The organism is Rhodobacter calidifons, assembly GCF_011174775.1.
GTDB lineage: Bacteria > Pseudomonadota > Alphaproteobacteria > Rhodobacterales > Rhodobacteraceae > Tabrizicola > Tabrizicola calidifons.
In genome coordinates this window covers 377,736-394,271 of record NZ_JAANHS010000001.1, presented here as the reverse complement: position 1 = coordinate 394,271, position 16,536 = coordinate 377,736, and the positions used below count along the sequence as shown (strand labels likewise).

The window sequence follows — 16,536 nt, the reverse complement described above, 5'->3', positions numbered from 1 at the left end:
CAGGGGGTTGTGCCATGTTCCGCTTCGTCATGCCAGCTTTGGCGCTTTGCGCCGTTCCGGTCGGTGCCGAAGAGGTGCAGTTCTGCGATCCGGCGACGATGAACTGTTCCCCGCTGGTCGTCTGCATCGAGGCGACGGGTGAGATGATGCGGGGGGCATCGTTCGGCCTCGACGCCGGGCCCTTCTTTGCGCAAAGCCGCGACGGTGTGCTGTGCGAGGGCAGTTGGCGCCGTGGCCTCTTTGGCGTCGGCCTGGCCGAGTTTACCTGTTCGGACGGCCGCAGCGGCCAGTCGGCCTTTACCTGGTTCGAGCCGGAAAGCGGCACGGCAGTCGGCAAGGGCAGCTTCTCGACCGGCGAAGTGGCCCGGTTCTGGGCCGGAAACAACCTTGAGCGTTATTTCCGCAAGGTAGCCCCGGAAGAGAGGCAGCGCATGGCCTGTTCGCCCGAGGAAATGCTGATCGGCTAGTGGTCGTCGTGGGCGTGCTCGCGGTCGATGACATACCGCTTGTCGCAATAGCCGCATTCGACCCAGCCCGTGTCGCGCGGAATGGTCAGCCAGACGCGGGGGTGGCCAAGGGCGCCTTCACCGCCGTCGCAGGCCACTTTCCAGGTGGTGACAACTTGGGTTTCCGGCGCTTCGATCGGCATGGGGGGCTTCCTGTGCTGGCTTGACGGCCTTTTAGCGGGCGAGGGGAGGGCGGCACAAGGGGGCGCGAGCGTTCGGCCGCCGCCTATCCCCCGATCAACAGGGTCCTGCGCGACTTCAGCGCGGTCAGCCAGCCCAGACCCTGCGCCGTACCCCTTGCCGGGCGGTATTCGGCCGAGATCCACCGCGCGCCGCCATCCGCATCCACCGCATCGCACAGATCGGGCAGCGAGAAGCCGCCGCCTCCCGGCTCGTTCCGGCCGGGAAAGCCCGCGATCTGGATATGGCTGATCCGGTGGCGCTGGTCCTCCCAGACCAGCCCCGCATCGCCATGCAGCCGCGCGGCATGCCAGAGGTCGAATTGCAGGCCGATCCTGGGGCTGGCCAGATCGTCGATGATCCGCGCCGCCTGATCGTAATCGTTCAGGAAATAGCCCGGCATGTCGTCGGGGTTCAGCGGCTCCAGCGTCAGGCAGAGCTCCGGCGCCTGGTCCAGCGCCCAGGCTAGGTTCTCGACATAGCACTGTTCCGCCTGCGGCCCCTTGGCCACGCCCGCCATCACATGCAGCCGCGCCGCGCGCAGCCGGGTGGCATATTCCGCCGCGCGCAGAAAGCTGTCGCGAAAGCGCAGCTCCATCCCCGGCACGGCAGCAAAGCCCCGGTCGCCCGCCGCCCAGTCGCCCGGCGGCGTATTGATCAGCGCCACCGGCAGGCCGTTCAGCGCGCGTTCCCAGTCTGCCATCGGCTGGTCATAGGGAAACAGCACCTCGACCCCGTCGAACCCGCAGCGCGCCGCCCAGTCGGGGCGGTCGAGCATCGGGACCTCGGTGAACAGATAGGTCAGGTTGGCGGCGAAACGGGGCATTTCGGTTCAGGGCATTTCCGGGCTGGGCATTTCCGGGCTGGGCAAGTCTGACGAAGGGATGACCGGGAAGAACTGCCCCGAGGACCAAAGGCCGAACCACATTTCACCGTCATGGTCGTGATGGCAACACAGATCGACCAGCCGATAGAAGGATTTCCGGTCGATCAGCGCCCAGAGATCGGCCCGGATCAGGACATAGGGCGCAGGCTCGCCCGTCTGCGGGTCGCGCTCGACGCGCAGAGGGTGGTCGGGGCCCAGCACCGCCACGTCCTCGGTCTTCGTGGTGAAGGTCAGCACCTGGTCGCGGCCCTGGCCCTCGACCTCGAAGTCATCGGCCAGCAGGGGGGCGTCATCGACGGTGATCCCGACCTTCTCGACCGGCGTGACCAGGTAATAGCGGTCGCCCTCGCGCTTCAGGATCGAGGAGAAGAGTTTCACCAGCGGCGCCCGGCCGATGGGCGTGCCCAGGTAGTACCAGGTGCCGTCGCGGGCGATGCGCATGTCGATGTCGCCGCAGAAGGGCGGGTTCCACAGATGCACCGGCGGCGGGCCCTTGCGGCTGGCGGCCTTGGCAGCGGCGGCAAGGGCATCGGCGTCGGGTGTCGGCATCGGCGGGCGCTCTGGCGGCTGGGGCATGCGGTGCAACCGGCGGCGGCGGGGTCGGGTTCTTCCCCGACCCGCGCGCCAGGCTCGGCATCAGCGGCGGCGGTCGCGCCGCGCGCTCATCGGCTGGAAGGCCACGCCGACATGCGCTTCGCAATAGGGTTTGCCGGGCAGCGAGGGCAGGCCGCAGAACCAGAAATCCTCGGTCGCGGGGTCGCCGATCGGCCATTTGCAGGTGCGCTCGGTCAGTTCCATCAGCGAAAGCTTGCGCGCGCGCTTTTCCACCTCGCGCACCGAGGCCAGCGCCTCGGGGCTGATCTCGTTCTGGCTGGGCTGCGGCGGCAGGGGCTGGCCGGCGGGGATGATCGCCTTGCGCACCGGCAGGGGCGTCACGTTCGAGACCGGAGCGGCCTGCGGCGCTGCCGCAGCCGCCGGGCGTGGCGCTTCGGTGCGCGGGGCGGGATCGGGGCGCGGGGCCGGCTCGGGCCGGGCCGCCTGCGCGGCGGCCGGGGCCGGCGCCGGGGCGGCCTCTTCCTCGTCCTTGCCGCCGACCCGGTTCGACAGGCCCAGCCGGTGCACCTTGCCGATGACCGCATTGCGCGTCACGCCACCCAGTTCCTTGGCGATCTGGCTGGCCGACTGGCCTTCGTTCCACATGCGCTTCAGCGTCTCGACCCGCTCGTCCGTCCAGGACATCCTGTTCTCCGCCTGTCTGATTGCCGCCCCATTCTATCCGCCCCGGGGCAGGGGCCGCAAGGGCGGGCCGAAACGGTCCCCTCGGGCTGGCCGTGAAAGTGTCATCCAGCCGTCACCTTGGCCCGCCAGCATAACTGCGGATCGCGGCGACGTCGATGCCGGTCCTCCTGACCTGACCCGCCCAGGGGGCAGCGCGTAGGCTCGGATATGCAAGGAGGCGCCCGATGCAGCCGCAGACCCATCCCAACCCCGATCTCAGCGTCGGCCCCGACCACCACCCGCGCTGGAATGCGGCCCCGCACCGCCGGCAGGGCTTTCACACCCTGCACCGGATCGCCCGCTACAGCCTCGGGTTCCGCGCCGCCTCGGTCCTTGACCTGCGCCTGACCGCCGACCTCGGGATCCCCGCGCGCGAAGATGTGCGCCGCCTGACGGCAAGCCCCTGGTTCTCGGCCCTGGCGGTGACCGAGGGCAACCGGCTTCTCTACGAGGCCTATGCCCCGGATTTCGGCCCCGACCGTCCGCATGCCATCATGTCGATCTCGAAGATGGCGGCGAACCTGATCCTGGGCCACCTGTGGGAAGCGGGGCGGATCGCGCTGGACGAACCCCTGGGCGCGATCCTGCCCTGGCTGGGCCCGGGCTACCGCGATGCCACGGTGCAGCAGGCGCTGAACATGGATGTGCACAACGCCTTCAACGAGGATTACACCGACCCCTTCACCACCGTGTTCCAGTTCGAAACGGCCATGGGCATGCGCCTGCCGCAGGGGCCCGAGCCGCTGATGGCCGAGCTTCTGGCCGGGATCGGCCTGGCCCCCGGGGCCGGGGACAGCGTGAACCGGACCGGGGCCAGCCTGTACAAAAGCGCCAATACCGATGTCCTGATGCTGGCCGCCGAGGCGCGGGGCGGGCGGCCCCTGCGCGCCTGGCTTGCCGATCTGGCCGACGCGGCGGGGATCGAGGGCGTGCTGCACATGGGCACCGACCGCGCCGGAACGCCGATCTTCTCGGGCGGCATCTGCCTCACGGCGCGCGACCTCTGCCGCTATGGCGCGCTTTTTGCCCGCAACGGGCGCGGGGTGGACGGCACCGCCTTCGGCTCGGCCGCCTTCCTGGACCGCACGCTTGCCGGTGGCGTGCCGATGCCCGCCCCGCGCGGCCACCTGCGCTATTCGAACCAGACCAACACCGACGGCACCTGGGTCGGTCATGGCGGCTATGGCGGGCAGTATCTGGTGGCGAACCCGGCAACGGGGCGGGTGGCCTGTTATCTCTCGGTCCTCCAGGACGCCCACGGCTATGACCCGGACTGGTATCCGCCGGTCATCGCCATGCTGACCGAAATCTGCGCCGGCCCCTAGCCCTGCAACCGCAAGGCCCGCGCCTCCGAGCCGCGCAGGATGGGATAGGCCGCGCGCCGTCGCGCAAGATCCGCCTCCGAGACCACCTGCGCCAGCGTGGCGCGGGCCTCCGCGTCCAGCCCCTCCAGCCCCTCGTCGCCCGGGTGGAAGCTTTCGCTCAACGCGCCTTCCGCCAGCAGAACCTCGTGCCGGTCGCACAGCAGGACCACATACTCCACCCCCGCCTCCGCGAGCATGGGCCGCACCCCCTGGTCATCGACCAGCGCCCCGGCCGAGACCAGCACCCGGTCCTCGCCGAAATAGACCTCGGCGCGCCAGTCGTCGATCAGAAGCCGCTGCCGGGCCGAGACGACCAGCTCGCGCGCATTGCCCAGAAGGCCCGGCGCAAGGACCACCGGTCGCAGGCCGGGGCGCGCCAGCATCTCGATCGCCGAGACCCGCCGCCGCCCGACCCAGCGCAAGGGGCGCGACCCGTTGGACAGCGTCGTCACCACATCGCCCGCCGTCAGCGACCCCGCCGGGCGCGGTCCGTCCGGCGTGTCGATCAGCGTGCCGGCGGCAAAGGCCGCGGGTGCCTCCGGGGGGGCGTGCGCGCCCTCGGGCAGGCCGTCGCCCGCCGTCCAGGGTGCCGCCATGGCCAGCGCCGCGGGCTTGCCGCCGCAGCGGACCAGGAAAAGCCCCTGCCGCCCGGCGATGTCCTCGACCTGCACATTTGCGCCCTCCGGCCAAAGGGTCCGGCCCAGCCGGGCCGGACGGGCCAGGACAGGGCCGTCCGGGCCCAGCGCCAGCGACAGGGCAACGGGCTCCGCCCCGTCGGCCAGCGCCGCACCGCCCTCGGCAAGCCGTTGCGGCCAGCCCTTGGCAGCCCCGCCGCCCGGCAACAGGATCTGGTCCAGCGCAAAGACGCCGACGGTGATGCACGTCGCATTCATGCCTGTCCCGGACCCTCGGCCTGTTGCCTGCCTTCTGCCGGGGCGATGTCCCCGGCACGATCTCACTGTGCCTTGCCAGCGTTTACAGGTCATTTCCAGCGAAAAACGGACCCCGCGACGGGGCGGCGGGACACGCGCAGAAAACCGCTTTACCGGCGCGGCCATTCCCGCTATGCCGCCGGCATGACCGCCGGATCCCGCCATTTCCCCGCCTTGCGCCGACGCCGCCGCGTCTGACGTCCGTCCCGCCGTCACCGGCGCCCCCCGCGCCATTCCTTCCCCAAGTTGACTCAAGGCCAGCCCTCGGGCACCCATTGGCTTTCACCATCCAAGGACCCCGTTCCATGATCCCGTCCGTCCTGCCGACCTACAATCGCGCCCCCCTCGCCTTCGTGCGGGGCGAGGGCAGCTGGCTTGTCGCCGAGGACGGGCGGCGATACCTCGACCTCGGCTCCGGCATCGCGGTGAACGCGCTGGGCCATGCCCATCCCGCGCTGGTCGCCACAATCACGGAACAGGCGCAAAGGCTCTGGCATGTCTCGAACGTCTACACGATCCCCGAACAGGAACGGCTGGCGCAGCTGCTGACCGACCGGACCTTCGCCGACACGGTCTTCTTCACCAACTCCGGCACGGAAACCGCCGAGCTTGCCATCAAGATGGCGCGCAAGTTCCACCATGACGCAGGCCAGCCCGAACGCATCGAGATCATCGCCTTCGAGGGCGCCTTCCACGGCCGCTCCACCGGCGCCATCGCGGCGGCGGGGTCGGAGAAGATGGTCAAGGGCTTCGGCCCGCTCATGCCGGGCTTTGTCCACCTGAAATGGCCGACCTCCGACGCCGATCATGCCGCCATCCGCGCTGCCATCACCGACCGGACCTGCGCTGTGATCATCGAGCCGATCCAGGGCGAAGGCGGCATCCGCCCGGTGCCGGACCAGTGCCTCAAGGGCCTGCGCGACCTCTGCGACGCCACCGGCACGCTGCTGATCTTCGACGAGGTGCAATGCGGCATGGGCCGCACCGGGCGCCTCTTCGCGCATGAATGGGCCGGGGTCACGCCGGACATCATGATGGTCGCCAAGGGCATCGGCGGCGGCTTCCCGCTGGGCGCGGTGCTGGCCACCGAACGCGCCGCCAGCGGAATGACCGCGGGCACCCACGGCTCCACCTACGGCGGCAACCCTCTGGGCTGCGCGGTCGGCGCGAAGGTCGTCGAACTCATCTCCGACCCCGCCTTCCTGGCCGAGGTCGCCCGCAAGGGCGCGCTCCTGCGCCAGGGCCTCGAATCCCTCGTCGCCCGCCACCCGCAGGTCTTCGAGGCCGTCCGCGGCGAAGGCCTGATGCTTGGCCTGAAATGCCGCCCCGCGCCCGCCGATGTGGTGAAGGCCGGCTACGCGGCCGGCATCCTGACCGTGGCCGCCGCCGACAACGTCCTGCGCCTTCTGCCGGCGCTCAACATCCCCGACACCGACATCGCCGAGGCGCTGGTCCGCCTCGACCAGGCCGCGACCACCCTCGAACACGCCGCCTGATTTCATCTGTCCCCAAATATCCCACGGGGGTCCGGGGGTGTGAAACCCCCGGCCTCGGGTCCCAAGAAGCGAAACGACATGAACCACTTCCTCGACATCCACAAGACCGACCCCGCGCATCTGCGGGCCATGATCGACAGCGCGCAGAAAATGAAATCCGCGCGGGGCGGCCGCCCGAAAGGCGCGCCAGACGATGACCAGCCGCTCAAGGGCCGCATGGTCGCGCTGATCTTCGAGAAACCCTCGACCCGCACCCGCGTCAGCTTCGACGTGGGCGTGCGCCAGATGGGGGGCGAGACCATGGTGCTCTCGGGCAAGGAGATGCAGCTCGGCCATGGCGAGACCATCGCCGACACCGCGCGCGTCCTGTCCCGCTATGTCGATCTCATCATGATCCGCACCTTCGAGGAGGCGACGCTGCTGGAGATGGCCGAACATGCCACGGTCCCGGTCATCAACGGCCTCACGAACCGCACCCATCCCTGCCAGATCATGGCCGACGTGATGACGTATGAGGAACATCGCGGCCCCATCGCAGGGAAAAAGGTCGTCTGGTGCGGCGACGGCAACAACGTCTGCGCCTCCTTCCTGCATGCCGCCGGCCAGTTCGGCTTCGACTTCACCTTCACCGGGCCGGAAACGCTCGACCCCGAAGACAAATTCGTCCAGTTCGCCCGCGACAAGGGCTCGAAGGTCACCATCCAGCGCGATCCCTTCACCGCCGTGGAAGGCGCCGATCTGGTTGTCACCGACACCTGGGTCTCGATGCACGACCCCGAAAGCGCCAAGGAACGCCGCCACAACCAGCTGCGCCCCTATCAGGTGAACGAACAGCTGATGAGCCGCGCCAAGCCGGACAGCCTGTTCATGCATTGCCTGCCCGCGCATCGCAACGACGAGGCGACAAGCGCGGTGATGGACGGCCCCCACTCGGTGATCTTCGACGAGGCCGAGAACCGCCTGCACGCCCAGAAGGCGATCATGCGCTGGTGCCTCGAGGTCTGACACCGGACCCCGGGGCGCGGCGCCGATTTCCGAATGGAAATCGGTCCGGAATTCGTCGCGAATTCCGGCGCCCGGGCCGGCCCTCCGGCTTGACTTCACGCCCGCAGCGCCAGACCCTGCGCGGGAAAGGAGCTTGCCCATGCACCGCCGTTCCGTCGCCGTCTTCGACCGTTTCCTGTCCGCCCTCGGCGCCATCCTCGACAAGGCCGAGGCGCATTGCACCGCCCGGAACATCAAGCCCGAGGTGATCCTTGCGGCCCGGCTTTTCCCCGACATGTTCTCCTTCACGCGGCAGGTGCAGCTGGCCTGCGACTTCGCCGCCCGCGGCACCGCCCGGCTGGCGGGGGTCGAGCCGAAGGGTTTTCCCGACACCGAGGCGACCTTCGCCGAACTGAAGGACCGCATCCGCGCCACGCGGGGCTACATGGGCAGCTTCCAGCCCGAGGACTTCGCCCATGCCGAGACGCGCGAGATCCGCTTCAAGGCCGGAGGCCGCGACATGGTGCTGCCGGGCGAGGAATTCCTTTCCTTCTACAGTCTGCCGCAGTTCTTCTTCCACCTGACCACCGCCTACGACATCCTGCGCCACAACGGGGTCGAACTGGGCAAGCGCGACTACATGGGCGCGCCCTGACCAGGGGACGCGCGGGCCGGACCTCAGGCCGCCCGAGGCGCAGCCCGTGACAGCGCCCGCGCCCCGTCCGCGTCCGCCGTCCGGGTGGCCAGCAGCGCCACCAGGACCAGCACGAGCGACAGCCCGGCATAGGTCGGGCGAAAGCCCAGATGCTCGGCCAGGAAGCCGATGCTCGACGGCGCGACGAGGATGCCGCAGTAGCCGACCATCGTCACGATCGAGATCGCACTGGCCGCAGGCAGGCGCGGGTGGTTGCCGGCGGCCGAGAACAGGATCGGCACCATGTTGGCGATCCCCAGGCCCGCGACGAAGAAGCTCAGGATCACCATCCACTCCGCGCTTGCCACCGCCCCGCCCATCATCCCCGCCGCGCCCAGCCAGCCCGAGATCCGCAGCGTCCGCACCGCGCCCAGGCGGTTGCGCACCCGGTCCCCAAGGAACCGCATCAGGGCCATCGCGCCGGCGAAGAAGGCAAAGCCCAGGCCCGAGACGAAGATTTCCGCCCCCAGCTCCTTCTGCATGTAGATCGCCGCCCAGTCCAGCACCGCGCCTTCGGGCACCATCGCGGCCAGCGCCAGAAAGCCCAGAAGCCAGACGTGGGCATCCTTCGGGAACAGCTTCGTCCTCGGGGCAGGGACCGCCGCTGTCGCCGCCGGCCCCGCTCCCGGCCGTGGCGCATCGGGCAAGAGAAAGGGCATCGCGGCCAGCACGATCCCGGCAACGACCGCAGCGGTGGCCAGCGACTGCACTTCTGATCCCCACTGCGCGATGACCCAGGCCCCTGCCGACCCGCCGATGAAGCCGCCCAGGCTCCAGAACCCGTGCGAGGCGGACATGATCGCCTTCGCCAGCCGCCGCTCGATCGCGACCGCCTGCGCATTCATCGCCACGTCCATGCAGCCCACCATCGCGCCGAAGATCGCCATGAACAGGGCCAGCGCCCAGAGGTTCGGCGAAAAGACCACCATCGGCAGGACGGGGATCAGCGCCAGCGAGAACCAGGACAGCACCCGTCGTCCGCCGAACCGCCCGATCAGCCGCCCGGCGAACAGCATGGCCGTCACCGCCCCCAGCCCCAGAACCAGGATCAGCAGTCCCAGGACCGATTCCGTCACCGCATGGCGCGGCATCAGCAAAGGGATCTGCGGCGCCCAGGCCCCCATGACGATGCCATTGGCCAGGAACATCGCCGCCACCGCCCACCGCGCGCGCCGGGCCTGCACATCCACCCGCATGATCCGCCTCTTGACTGTTAGCGCCTGTCATAGGGCAGGCTTGCCGGGACGGAAAGGCCGCTGCGATCAATCCGTATTGCAGGGTTGCAAGGTTTTCGCCCCGCCCGGCCGGCGCCCCGGTGACCGGACCCATGCCGTGAGACAGCCCTCAGACATTCCGGTCGCGCAAACTCGCACCGGCCTGTGCTTGCCCTCGTCCGAAATACTCCGCGGGAGGTCTGGAGGGTGCGAAACCCTCCAGTCCGACGCCGGACAGAAGCGCGGCCTCAGGTTCCGCGCGGCTTTGCCCGCAAGGTGGGCTCGGCCTGGGTCGGGTCCTCGGGCCAGGGATGCCGGGGATAGGCGCCGCGCATGTCCTTGCGGACATCCGCGTAGGAGCTCGCCCAGAAGCGCGGCAGGTCGGTCGTCACCTGCACCGGGCGGTGCGCCGGGGACAGAAGCGTGATGCGCAAGGGCTGCCGGGCGGCTCCGACCACGGGATGCGCGGTGACCCCGAACATCTCTTGCAGACGCACCTCGATCGCGGGCACCTGGCCTTCGTAGTCGATGGGGATGCGCCGCCCCAGCGGGGTCTCGAAATGTCCGGGTACCAGGCGGTCCAACTCGGTCAGCCTTTCCCAGCCCAGCAGGCCCTGCAAGGCCGGCACCAGATCCACCGCGCGGAGATCGGCCTCGGTCCTGACCCCCGCCAGATGCGGCAGCAGCCAGTCCTCGGCCGTGGCCAGAAGCTCGGCATCCTCCACCCCCGGCCAGCCCGCGCCGCGGGCAAGCCGCGCCCGCGCGCGCAGCCGCCGCGCCGCCGGAGACCAGGGCAGACCCAGCGCCCGCACACCGTCCAGCGCGGCGCGGGCCACGGCCTCGGGCGGCGCATCCCAGTGCCGGTCCTCCAGCACCAGCGCCCCCAGCCGCTCCTGCCGGCGCGAGACGACCCGCCCCTCGCGCCGTGACCATTCGCAGACCTCGACCCAGGCGATGCGGTCGGCGTAAATCCCCCGCAGTTCCGCCTCGGACATCGCCACCGCCTGCCGCACGGTCGCCTCGCGGGCGTCGCCGTCAAGGTCGGTCGCCACGATCAGCCGCGCGCCCGACAGGGGCAACCCCGGCGCCATCGCCGCCCCCTTGCCGCCCGACAGCACCCAGCGCGGCGCCTCACCCTTGCGGCGCAGGCCGATCCGGTCGGGATAGGCCAGCGCCGCCATCTCGGCCAGTGAATGGCCCCGGGCATGGCCCCCCCTCCCCATCCCTCCCCCACCAGGGGGGAGGGGGGCACCCTTGCCCGACGTCTCCGCATCGCGCCTCCCCTCCCCCCCGTGGGGAGGGGATGGGGGTGGGGGGCTTCCTGCCAGAGCCTTCGCCGCCGCCGCCAGCCGCTTTGCCTCGGCCCGGATGCGCTCGACCACCCCCCGGTCGGCCTCCGGCCCCGGGCGCCGGATCGCCGCCATCCGCAAGGCCAGATCCGGCCCCGCCCCGCGCAGCGGGTCGCGCTCGGCCAGAAGCGCGGCCAGCTCCGCCGCCTCCGGCCCCGCCACCGCCAGCATGTGCCCCAGCCGCGGATGCAGCGGCAGCCCGGCCAGCACCCGGCCATGCGCGGTGATGAGGCCCTTCTCGTCCAGCGCCCCAAGGTCCATGAGAAGGCTGCGCGCCTCGGCCAGGGGCCCCGCCGGCGGCGGGGTCAGGAAGGGCAGGTCCGCACCCCCCCACAGCGCCAGCTCCAGCGCAAGGCCCGCCAGATCCGCCACCTCGATCTCGGCCGGAGGGTAGGGGGCCAGACCGCCCTCCTCTCCCCTGGTCCACAGCCGGTAGCAGACCCCTTCCGCCACCCGCCCCGCCCGGCCCCTCCGCTGCTCGGCTTCGGCCTTCGTCACCCGTTCGGTCACCAGCCGCGACATGCCCGAGTTCGGATCGAACCGCGCCCTTCGCGCGCGGCCCGAATCCACCACCACGCGGATGTCCGGCAGGGTCAGCGAGGTCTCGGCGATCGAGGTCGCAAGCACCACCTTGCGCCCCTCGACCGGGGCCAGCGCCGCCCGCTGCGCGGCAAAGTCCATCGCGCCGTAAAGCGGCCGCACCGTCACACCCGGCAGACCGGCCAGCAGCGCCTCGACGCGCCGGATCTCGCCTTCCCCAGGCAGAAAGACCAGCATCCCGCCCTCGGTCTCGGTCAGCGCCGCCTTGACCGCGCCCGCCACCACCGCCTCCAGCCGCAGGCTCGGGTCGGGCGGGCGCGGCAACCACCGCGTCTCCACCGGATAGGCCCGGCCCGCCGAGGTGACCATGGGCGCATCCCCCATCAGCGCCGCCACGGGGCCTGCGTCCAGCGTGGCCGACATGACCAGAAGCTTCAGGTCCTCGCGCAGCGCGCCGCGCACTTCCAGACACAGCGCCAGCCCCAGATCGGCGTTCAGGGACCGCTCGTGGAACTCGTCGAAGATCACCAGACCGACGCCCGCAAGCTCCGGGTCCGACTGGATCATCCGGGTCAGGATGCCCTCGGTCACCACCTCGATCCGCGTGGCCGCCGAGACCCGCGCCTCGCCGCGGATCCGGTAGCCCACCGTCCGCCCCACAGGCTCGCCCAGGGTCTCGGCCATCCGCTCGGCCGCCGCCCGCGCCGCCAGCCTGCGCGGCTCCAGCATCACGATGCGGCCCGCCACCACCCCCCGCGCCAGCAGGTCCAGCGGCACCAGCGTCGTCTTGCCCGCACCGGGTGGCGCCTGCAACACCGCCATCCCGCGCAAGGCCAGCGCCTGGGCAAGCTCGGGCAGGACATGGGAAACTGGCAGAGTGGTCATGCCCCGCTTATCGCGCGGGGCCATCGCAAGCGGAAGCCCCAGGAATTTTCGCCCCGGCCTCTCGCCAAGGCTGCCTCGATCCGGCACAACTCCGGCATGGACACGACCGAACGCGCCGCCCTCATCCGTGCCGGAGACCGCCGGGCCCTGGCCCGCGCCATAACCCTTGTCGAAAGCGCACGCCCCGATCACCGGGCCGAAGCGCTGGCGCTTCTGGAGGCGCTGCGCGATGCGCCGCAGGCGCTGCGCATCGGCCTGTCGGGCACGCCGGGGGTGGGCAAATCCACCTTCATCGAAGCCTTCGGCCTGATGCTGACCGGGCAGGGCCTGAAAGTCGCCGTCCTGGCCGTCGATCCCTCCTCGGCCCGCTCCGGCGGCTCGATCCTTGGCGACAAGACCCGGATGGAACGCCTCTCGCGCGACCCCGCAGCCTTCATCCGCCCCTCGCCCAGCCAGAGCCAGCTTGGCGGCGTCGCCCGCCGGACGCGCGAGGCGGTGGCGCTCTGCGAAGCGGCCGGCTTCGACGTCGTGCTGATCGAGACGGTGGGCGTCGGTCAGTCGGAAACCGTGGTCGCCGAACTGTCCGACCTCTTCCTCCTGCTTCTGGCCCCGGCAGGCGGCGACGAATTGCAGGGCGTGAAACGCGGCATCATGGAGATGGCGGACCTGATCCTGGTCAACAAGGCCGACGGCGACCTCAAGCCCGCGGCCCTGCGCACCGTGGCCGATTACGCCGGGGCCCTGCAACTCCTGCGCCGCCGGCCGCAGGACCCGCCGGGCTTCCCCAAGGCCCTGCCGGTCTCGGCGCTGGGCGCGGCAGGGCTCGGCGAGGCCTGGGCCGAGATGCAGGCCCTCGTCGCCTGGCGCAAGGCGCAGGGCCACTGGGACCGCGCCCGTGCCGCCCAGGCCCGCCACTGGTTCGAGGAAGAGGTGCGCCAGGGCCTTCTGGCCGCACTGGCGCGCGAGCCGCAGAAGGGGCTGATGGCAAGCCTCGGGGACCGCGTGGCACAAGGCAGGCTGACACCAGAGGCCGCCGCCGCCGAGATGCTGCATCACCTCGGCCAAGCCCGCTGATCCCGCCTCCTTGCCCTTTGTCCGGAGACTTCGGCCGGAGTCCGCTGCCCTGTGCTGCGCGACCCGGCGCCGGGCATCGCCCGGCAGGCCCCGGTTCCGGCTGCCTTCCCGCTTGACGCTGGCGCGAAATCCCCTTAAACGCCCGCAATCGCTTTCGAAGGCAGGGGATGCCCCGCCTTTCCCCGCTTTTGACGAATCGAAGGAACACCGCAATGTCGCGCGTCTGCGAACTCACCGGCAAGGGGCCGATGACGGGCAACACCGTCTCCCACGCCAACAACAAGTCCCGCCGCCGGTTCCTGCCGAACCTGAACGAGGTCACGCTGATCTCGGACGTGCTGGGGCAGTCGTTCAAGTTCCGCGTCACGGCGGCCGCGCTGCGCTCGGTCGATCATCGCGGCGGTCTCGATGCCTATCTGGCCAAGGCCAGGGACGAGGAACTGTCGCCCGCTGCGCTGAAGATCAAGAAGGACATCGTCAAGGCCCAGGCCAGCGCCTGATCCTGGCCGGCTTTCCGGAAAAGGCCCCGCCTTCGTCCTGAAGGCGGGGCCTTTTCGCATCCTGCCCCGTTCGGCGCAAACCGGACTTTTCAAAAAGTCCGGACCAGAACCTTCACAGGCTCCGAGGCGATTTCTTCGAAGAAATCGCCGCCTGACGTCAATCAGGTGCCGTCGTCAGGTACAGCGCGGGCCGAACCAACAGCCCACCCTGCGCGAGCTTCAGCCAGAGCAATAGGCTTCGGCGGTCTGGCCGAAGCTCTTGTAGCGCTCCCAGAAGGCGTCGTCCGCTTTCGACTGCGACACCCAGGTCGCATGCGCGGCCTCGGGATCCTTGAAGAACTTCGCCGCCCGACGCTGGTCGCTGCCCGAAAGCGTCATGTCCGCCGCCTGCTGGATGCAGCCGCAGAGCGACCGGTTGGCGCCGCGGTCCGAGGCCATGCAGGCCCGCTCGATCGGGCCGGCCAGGGCAAGGGTGGTCATTACCGGAAGAAGGGCCGCGCATGCGGCCGCGATTGCGATGGGTTTCATATGCCTCTGCCTCGTCTGCCAGGCCGGGGCCGAGCCGCAGCCCGGACCGCCGCCGGTCATCTTCTCTGTTCGATATTGCCAAGTCGAAGGGAAATTTTCAAGCTCTTTCAGTCACTTGCGTCGCCTGCGCAGATTTCCGCAACTTCTCGCGTCCCGTCGCGCCCATGCCCACAAGATGCGGTAGGTCCATCGCCCCTCCCGCGCATCAGGGCGACAGGCCCGCCGCCGCTGCGCCCGGACGCCCAATTCGCGCCGCAGGCCCCCCTTTCGCGGCCTTGCGGCACAGGCTATACGCGCGCCATGATCTCGCTCGACCGCATCCGCAATTTCTCCATCGTGGCGCATATCGACCACGGCAAATCCACCCTGGCCGACCGGCTGATCCAGTCGACGGGCACGGTCGCCGAACGCGACATGCAGGCCCAGCTGCTGGACTCGATGGACATCGAACGCGAACGCGGCATCACCATCAAGGCCAACACCGTCCGGATCGACTATGTCGCCAGGGACGGCCAGGCCTATGTCCTGAACCTGATCGACACCCCCGGCCATGTCGACTTTGCCTACGAGGTCTCCCGGTCGATGCGCGCCGTCGAAGGTTCGCTTCTGGTGGTGGATGCCAGCCAGGGCGTCGAGGCGCAGACGCTGGCCAACGTCTATCAGGCGCTGGATGCGGGCCACGAGATCGTCCCCGTGCTGAACAAGATCGACCTTCCGGCGGCCGACCCCGAACGGGTGAAGCAGAACATCGAGGACGTGATCGGCCTCGACGCCTCCGACGCGATCCCGATCAGCGCCAAGACCGGCCTCGGCATCCCCGACGTGCTGGAGGCCATCGTCCACCGCCTGCCCCCGCCCAAGGGTGACCCGAACGCGCCGCTCAAGGCCATGCTGGTGGACAGCTGGTACGACGCCTACCTTGGCGTCGTGGTCATGATCCGCATCATCGACGGCGTGGTCAGGAAGGGCGACCGCATCAAGATGATGCAGACCGGCGCCGTCTACGGCATCGACAAGCTCGCCGTCCTGAAACCCCAGATGCAGGACATCCCCGAACTTGGCCCCGGCGAGATCGGCGTCTTCACCGCCTCGATCAAGCAAGTCCGCGACACCCGCGTCGGCGACACGATCACGCATGAGAAGAAACCCTGCGACCAGCCGCTGCCGGGCTTCAAACCCTCGGTCCCCGTCGTCTTCTGCGGGCTCTTCCCGGTGGACGCCAACGACTTCGAGGCGCTGCGCGACGCCATCGAGAAACTCGCGCTGAACGACGCCTCCTTCACCTACGAGATGGAGACCTCGGCCGCGCTCGGCTTCGGCTTCCGCATGGGCTTCCTCGGCCTCCTCCACCTCGAGGTCGTCCGCGACCGGCTGGAACGCGAATACGACCTCGACCTCATCACCACTGCGCCGTCGGTGGTGTTCAAGCTCCACATGAAGGACGGCGAGGTCCGCGACCTGCACAACCCGGCCGACATGCCCGACCTGACCTATGTCGATCACATCGAGGAGCCGCGGATCAAGGCCACGATCATGGTGCCGGACGACTACCTCGGCGACATCCTGAAGCTCTGCCAGGACCGCCGCGGCATCCAGCTGAACCTCACCTACGCCGGCAACCGCGCGATGGTCGAATATGACCTGCCGCTGGCCGAGGTCGTGTTCGACTTCTACGACCGCCTGAAATCGGTGACCAAGGGCTATGCCAGCTTCGACTACCAGATCAGCGAATACCGCGAGGACAATCTGGTTAAGATGTCCATTCTGGTGAACGAGGAACCGGTGGATGCCCTGTCGATGATGGTCCACCGCGACCGCGCCGAGGCGCGCGGTCGGGCGATGGTCGAGAAGCTGAAGGACCTGATCCCCCGCCACATGTTCAAGATCCCGATCCAGGCGGCGATAGGAGGCAGGGTGATCGCGCGTGAGACCCTGTCCGCCATGCGCAAGGACGTAACGGCGAAGTGCTACGGCGGCGACGCGACGCGGAAGAAGAAGCTCTTGGAGAAGCAGAAGGCGGGCAAGAAGAAGATGCGCCAGTTCGGGAAGGTCGAGATCCCGCAGGAAGCGTTCATTGCGGCGTTGAAGATGGATGGGTGAGGGAGATTAGCGCAACACCGCAAAGT

16 protein-coding genes are annotated in these 16,536 nt (G+C 69.6%); 8 read left to right on the top strand and 8 right to left on the bottom strand.

Annotated elements, in window-relative coordinates; genetic code table 11:
- The first annotated feature begins 14 nt into the window (after positions 1-14).
- Positions 15-467: a hypothetical protein gene (locus tag G8O29_RS01975; RefSeq protein ID WP_166401542.1), complete on the top strand. Its 453-nt coding sequence runs from the start codon at positions 15-17 to the stop codon at positions 465-467.
- Here the strand turns inward: G8O29_RS01975 and G8O29_RS01970 are convergent.
- The 4 genes from G8O29_RS01970 to G8O29_RS01955 all read right to left on the bottom strand — a co-directional run bounded on the left by G8O29_RS01970 (position 464) and on the right by G8O29_RS01955 (position 2,811).
- Positions 464-649, bottom strand: coding sequence for a zinc-finger domain-containing protein (locus G8O29_RS01970; protein ID WP_128513504.1), 186 nt, complete (start codon positions 647-649; stop codon positions 464-466). The genes G8O29_RS01975 and G8O29_RS01970 overlap by 4 nt on opposite strands.
- Positions 650-732: 83 nt before the next feature.
- Positions 733-1,512, bottom strand: coding sequence for a hydroxypyruvate isomerase family protein (locus tag G8O29_RS01965; RefSeq protein ID WP_166401541.1), 780 nt, complete (start codon positions 1,510-1,512; stop codon positions 733-735).
- Between the two features lie 6 nt (positions 1,513-1,518).
- Positions 1,519-2,121: a DUF1285 domain-containing protein gene (locus G8O29_RS01960; RefSeq protein WP_242678840.1), complete on the bottom strand. Its 603-nt coding sequence runs from the start codon at positions 2,119-2,121 to the stop codon at positions 1,519-1,521.
- Between the two features lie 87 nt (positions 2,122-2,208).
- Positions 2,209-2,811, bottom strand: coding sequence for a GcrA family cell cycle regulator (locus G8O29_RS01955; RefSeq protein WP_166401539.1), 603 nt, complete (start codon positions 2,809-2,811; stop codon positions 2,209-2,211).
- 224 nt (positions 2,812-3,035) lie between these two features.
- Between G8O29_RS01955 and G8O29_RS01950 the strand changes: the two genes are divergently transcribed.
- Positions 3,036-4,175 carry a serine hydrolase domain-containing protein gene (locus G8O29_RS01950; protein WP_166401538.1) on the top strand — a complete coding sequence of 380 codons (1,140 nt, stop codon included), beginning with the start codon at positions 3,036-3,038 and terminating at the stop codon, positions 4,173-4,175.
- Here the strand turns inward: G8O29_RS01950 and G8O29_RS01945 are convergent.
- Positions 4,172-5,107: a Hint domain-containing protein gene (locus G8O29_RS01945; protein ID WP_166401537.1), complete on the bottom strand. Its 936-nt coding sequence runs from the start codon at positions 5,105-5,107 to the stop codon at positions 4,172-4,174. The two genes, G8O29_RS01950 and G8O29_RS01945, sit on opposite strands and share 4 nt — an antisense overlap.
- A 344-nt stretch (positions 5,108-5,451) precedes the next feature.
- Between G8O29_RS01945 and G8O29_RS01940 the strand changes: the two genes are divergently transcribed.
- The 3 genes from G8O29_RS01940 (at position 5,452) to G8O29_RS01930 (ending at position 8,281) form a co-directional block, all read left to right on the top strand.
- Positions 5,452-6,642, top strand: a complete 1,191-nt coding sequence (locus G8O29_RS01940; RefSeq protein WP_166401536.1) for an aspartate aminotransferase family protein — start codon at positions 5,452-5,454, stop codon at positions 6,640-6,642.
- A 78-nt stretch (positions 6,643-6,720) separates the two neighbouring features.
- Positions 6,721-7,647, top strand: coding sequence for an ornithine carbamoyltransferase (gene argF / locus G8O29_RS01935; RefSeq protein ID WP_166401535.1), 927 nt, complete (start codon positions 6,721-6,723; stop codon positions 7,645-7,647).
- Positions 7,648-7,786: 139 nt separating this feature from the next.
- Positions 7,787-8,281 (top strand): DUF1993 domain-containing protein, encoded by a 495-nt coding sequence (locus G8O29_RS01930; protein WP_166401534.1) that lies wholly within the window; start codon positions 7,787-7,789, stop codon positions 8,279-8,281.
- Positions 8,282-8,304: 23 nt separating this feature from the next.
- Here G8O29_RS01930 and G8O29_RS01925 read toward each other — a convergent pair whose 3' ends face one another.
- Together G8O29_RS01925 and hrpB are read right to left on the bottom strand one after the other, a co-directional pair.
- Positions 8,305-9,516 (bottom strand): MFS transporter, encoded by a 1,212-nt coding sequence (locus tag G8O29_RS01925; RefSeq protein ID WP_166401533.1) that lies wholly within the window; start codon positions 9,514-9,516, stop codon positions 8,305-8,307.
- Positions 9,517-9,782: 266 nt separating this feature from the next.
- A complete protein-coding gene (gene hrpB, locus G8O29_RS01920) occupies positions 9,783-12,308 on the bottom strand; it encodes an ATP-dependent helicase HrpB (protein WP_166401532.1) in 2,526 nt (841 codons plus the stop codon).
- A 96-nt stretch (positions 12,309-12,404) separates the two neighbouring features.
- On the opposite strand from hrpB, the gene meaB reads away from it, so the two are divergent.
- A complete protein-coding gene (gene meaB / locus G8O29_RS01915; protein ID WP_166401531.1) occupies positions 12,405-13,382 on the top strand; it encodes a methylmalonyl Co-A mutase-associated GTPase MeaB in 978 nt (325 codons plus the stop codon).
- Between the two features lie 212 nt (positions 13,383-13,594).
- Positions 13,595-13,882: a 50S ribosomal protein L28 gene (rpmB, locus tag G8O29_RS01910; protein WP_166401530.1), complete on the top strand. Its 288-nt coding sequence runs from the start codon at positions 13,595-13,597 to the stop codon at positions 13,880-13,882.
- Positions 13,883-14,101: 219 nt separating this feature from the next.
- On the opposite strand, the gene G8O29_RS01905 is transcribed toward rpmB, so the two are convergent.
- Positions 14,102-14,410 carry a hypothetical protein gene (locus tag G8O29_RS01905; protein ID WP_166401529.1) on the bottom strand — a complete coding sequence of 103 codons (309 nt, stop codon included), beginning with the start codon at positions 14,408-14,410 and terminating at the stop codon, positions 14,102-14,104.
- Positions 14,411-14,710: 300 nt separating this feature from the next.
- On the opposite strand from G8O29_RS01905, the gene lepA reads away from it, so the two are divergent.
- The gene (gene lepA, locus G8O29_RS01900; RefSeq protein WP_166401528.1) at positions 14,711-16,510 is read left to right on the top strand and encodes a translation elongation factor 4; all 1,800 of its coding nucleotides are present in this window, start codon (positions 14,711-14,713) and stop codon (positions 16,508-16,510) included.
- Positions 16,511-16,536: the final 26 nt, after the last annotated feature.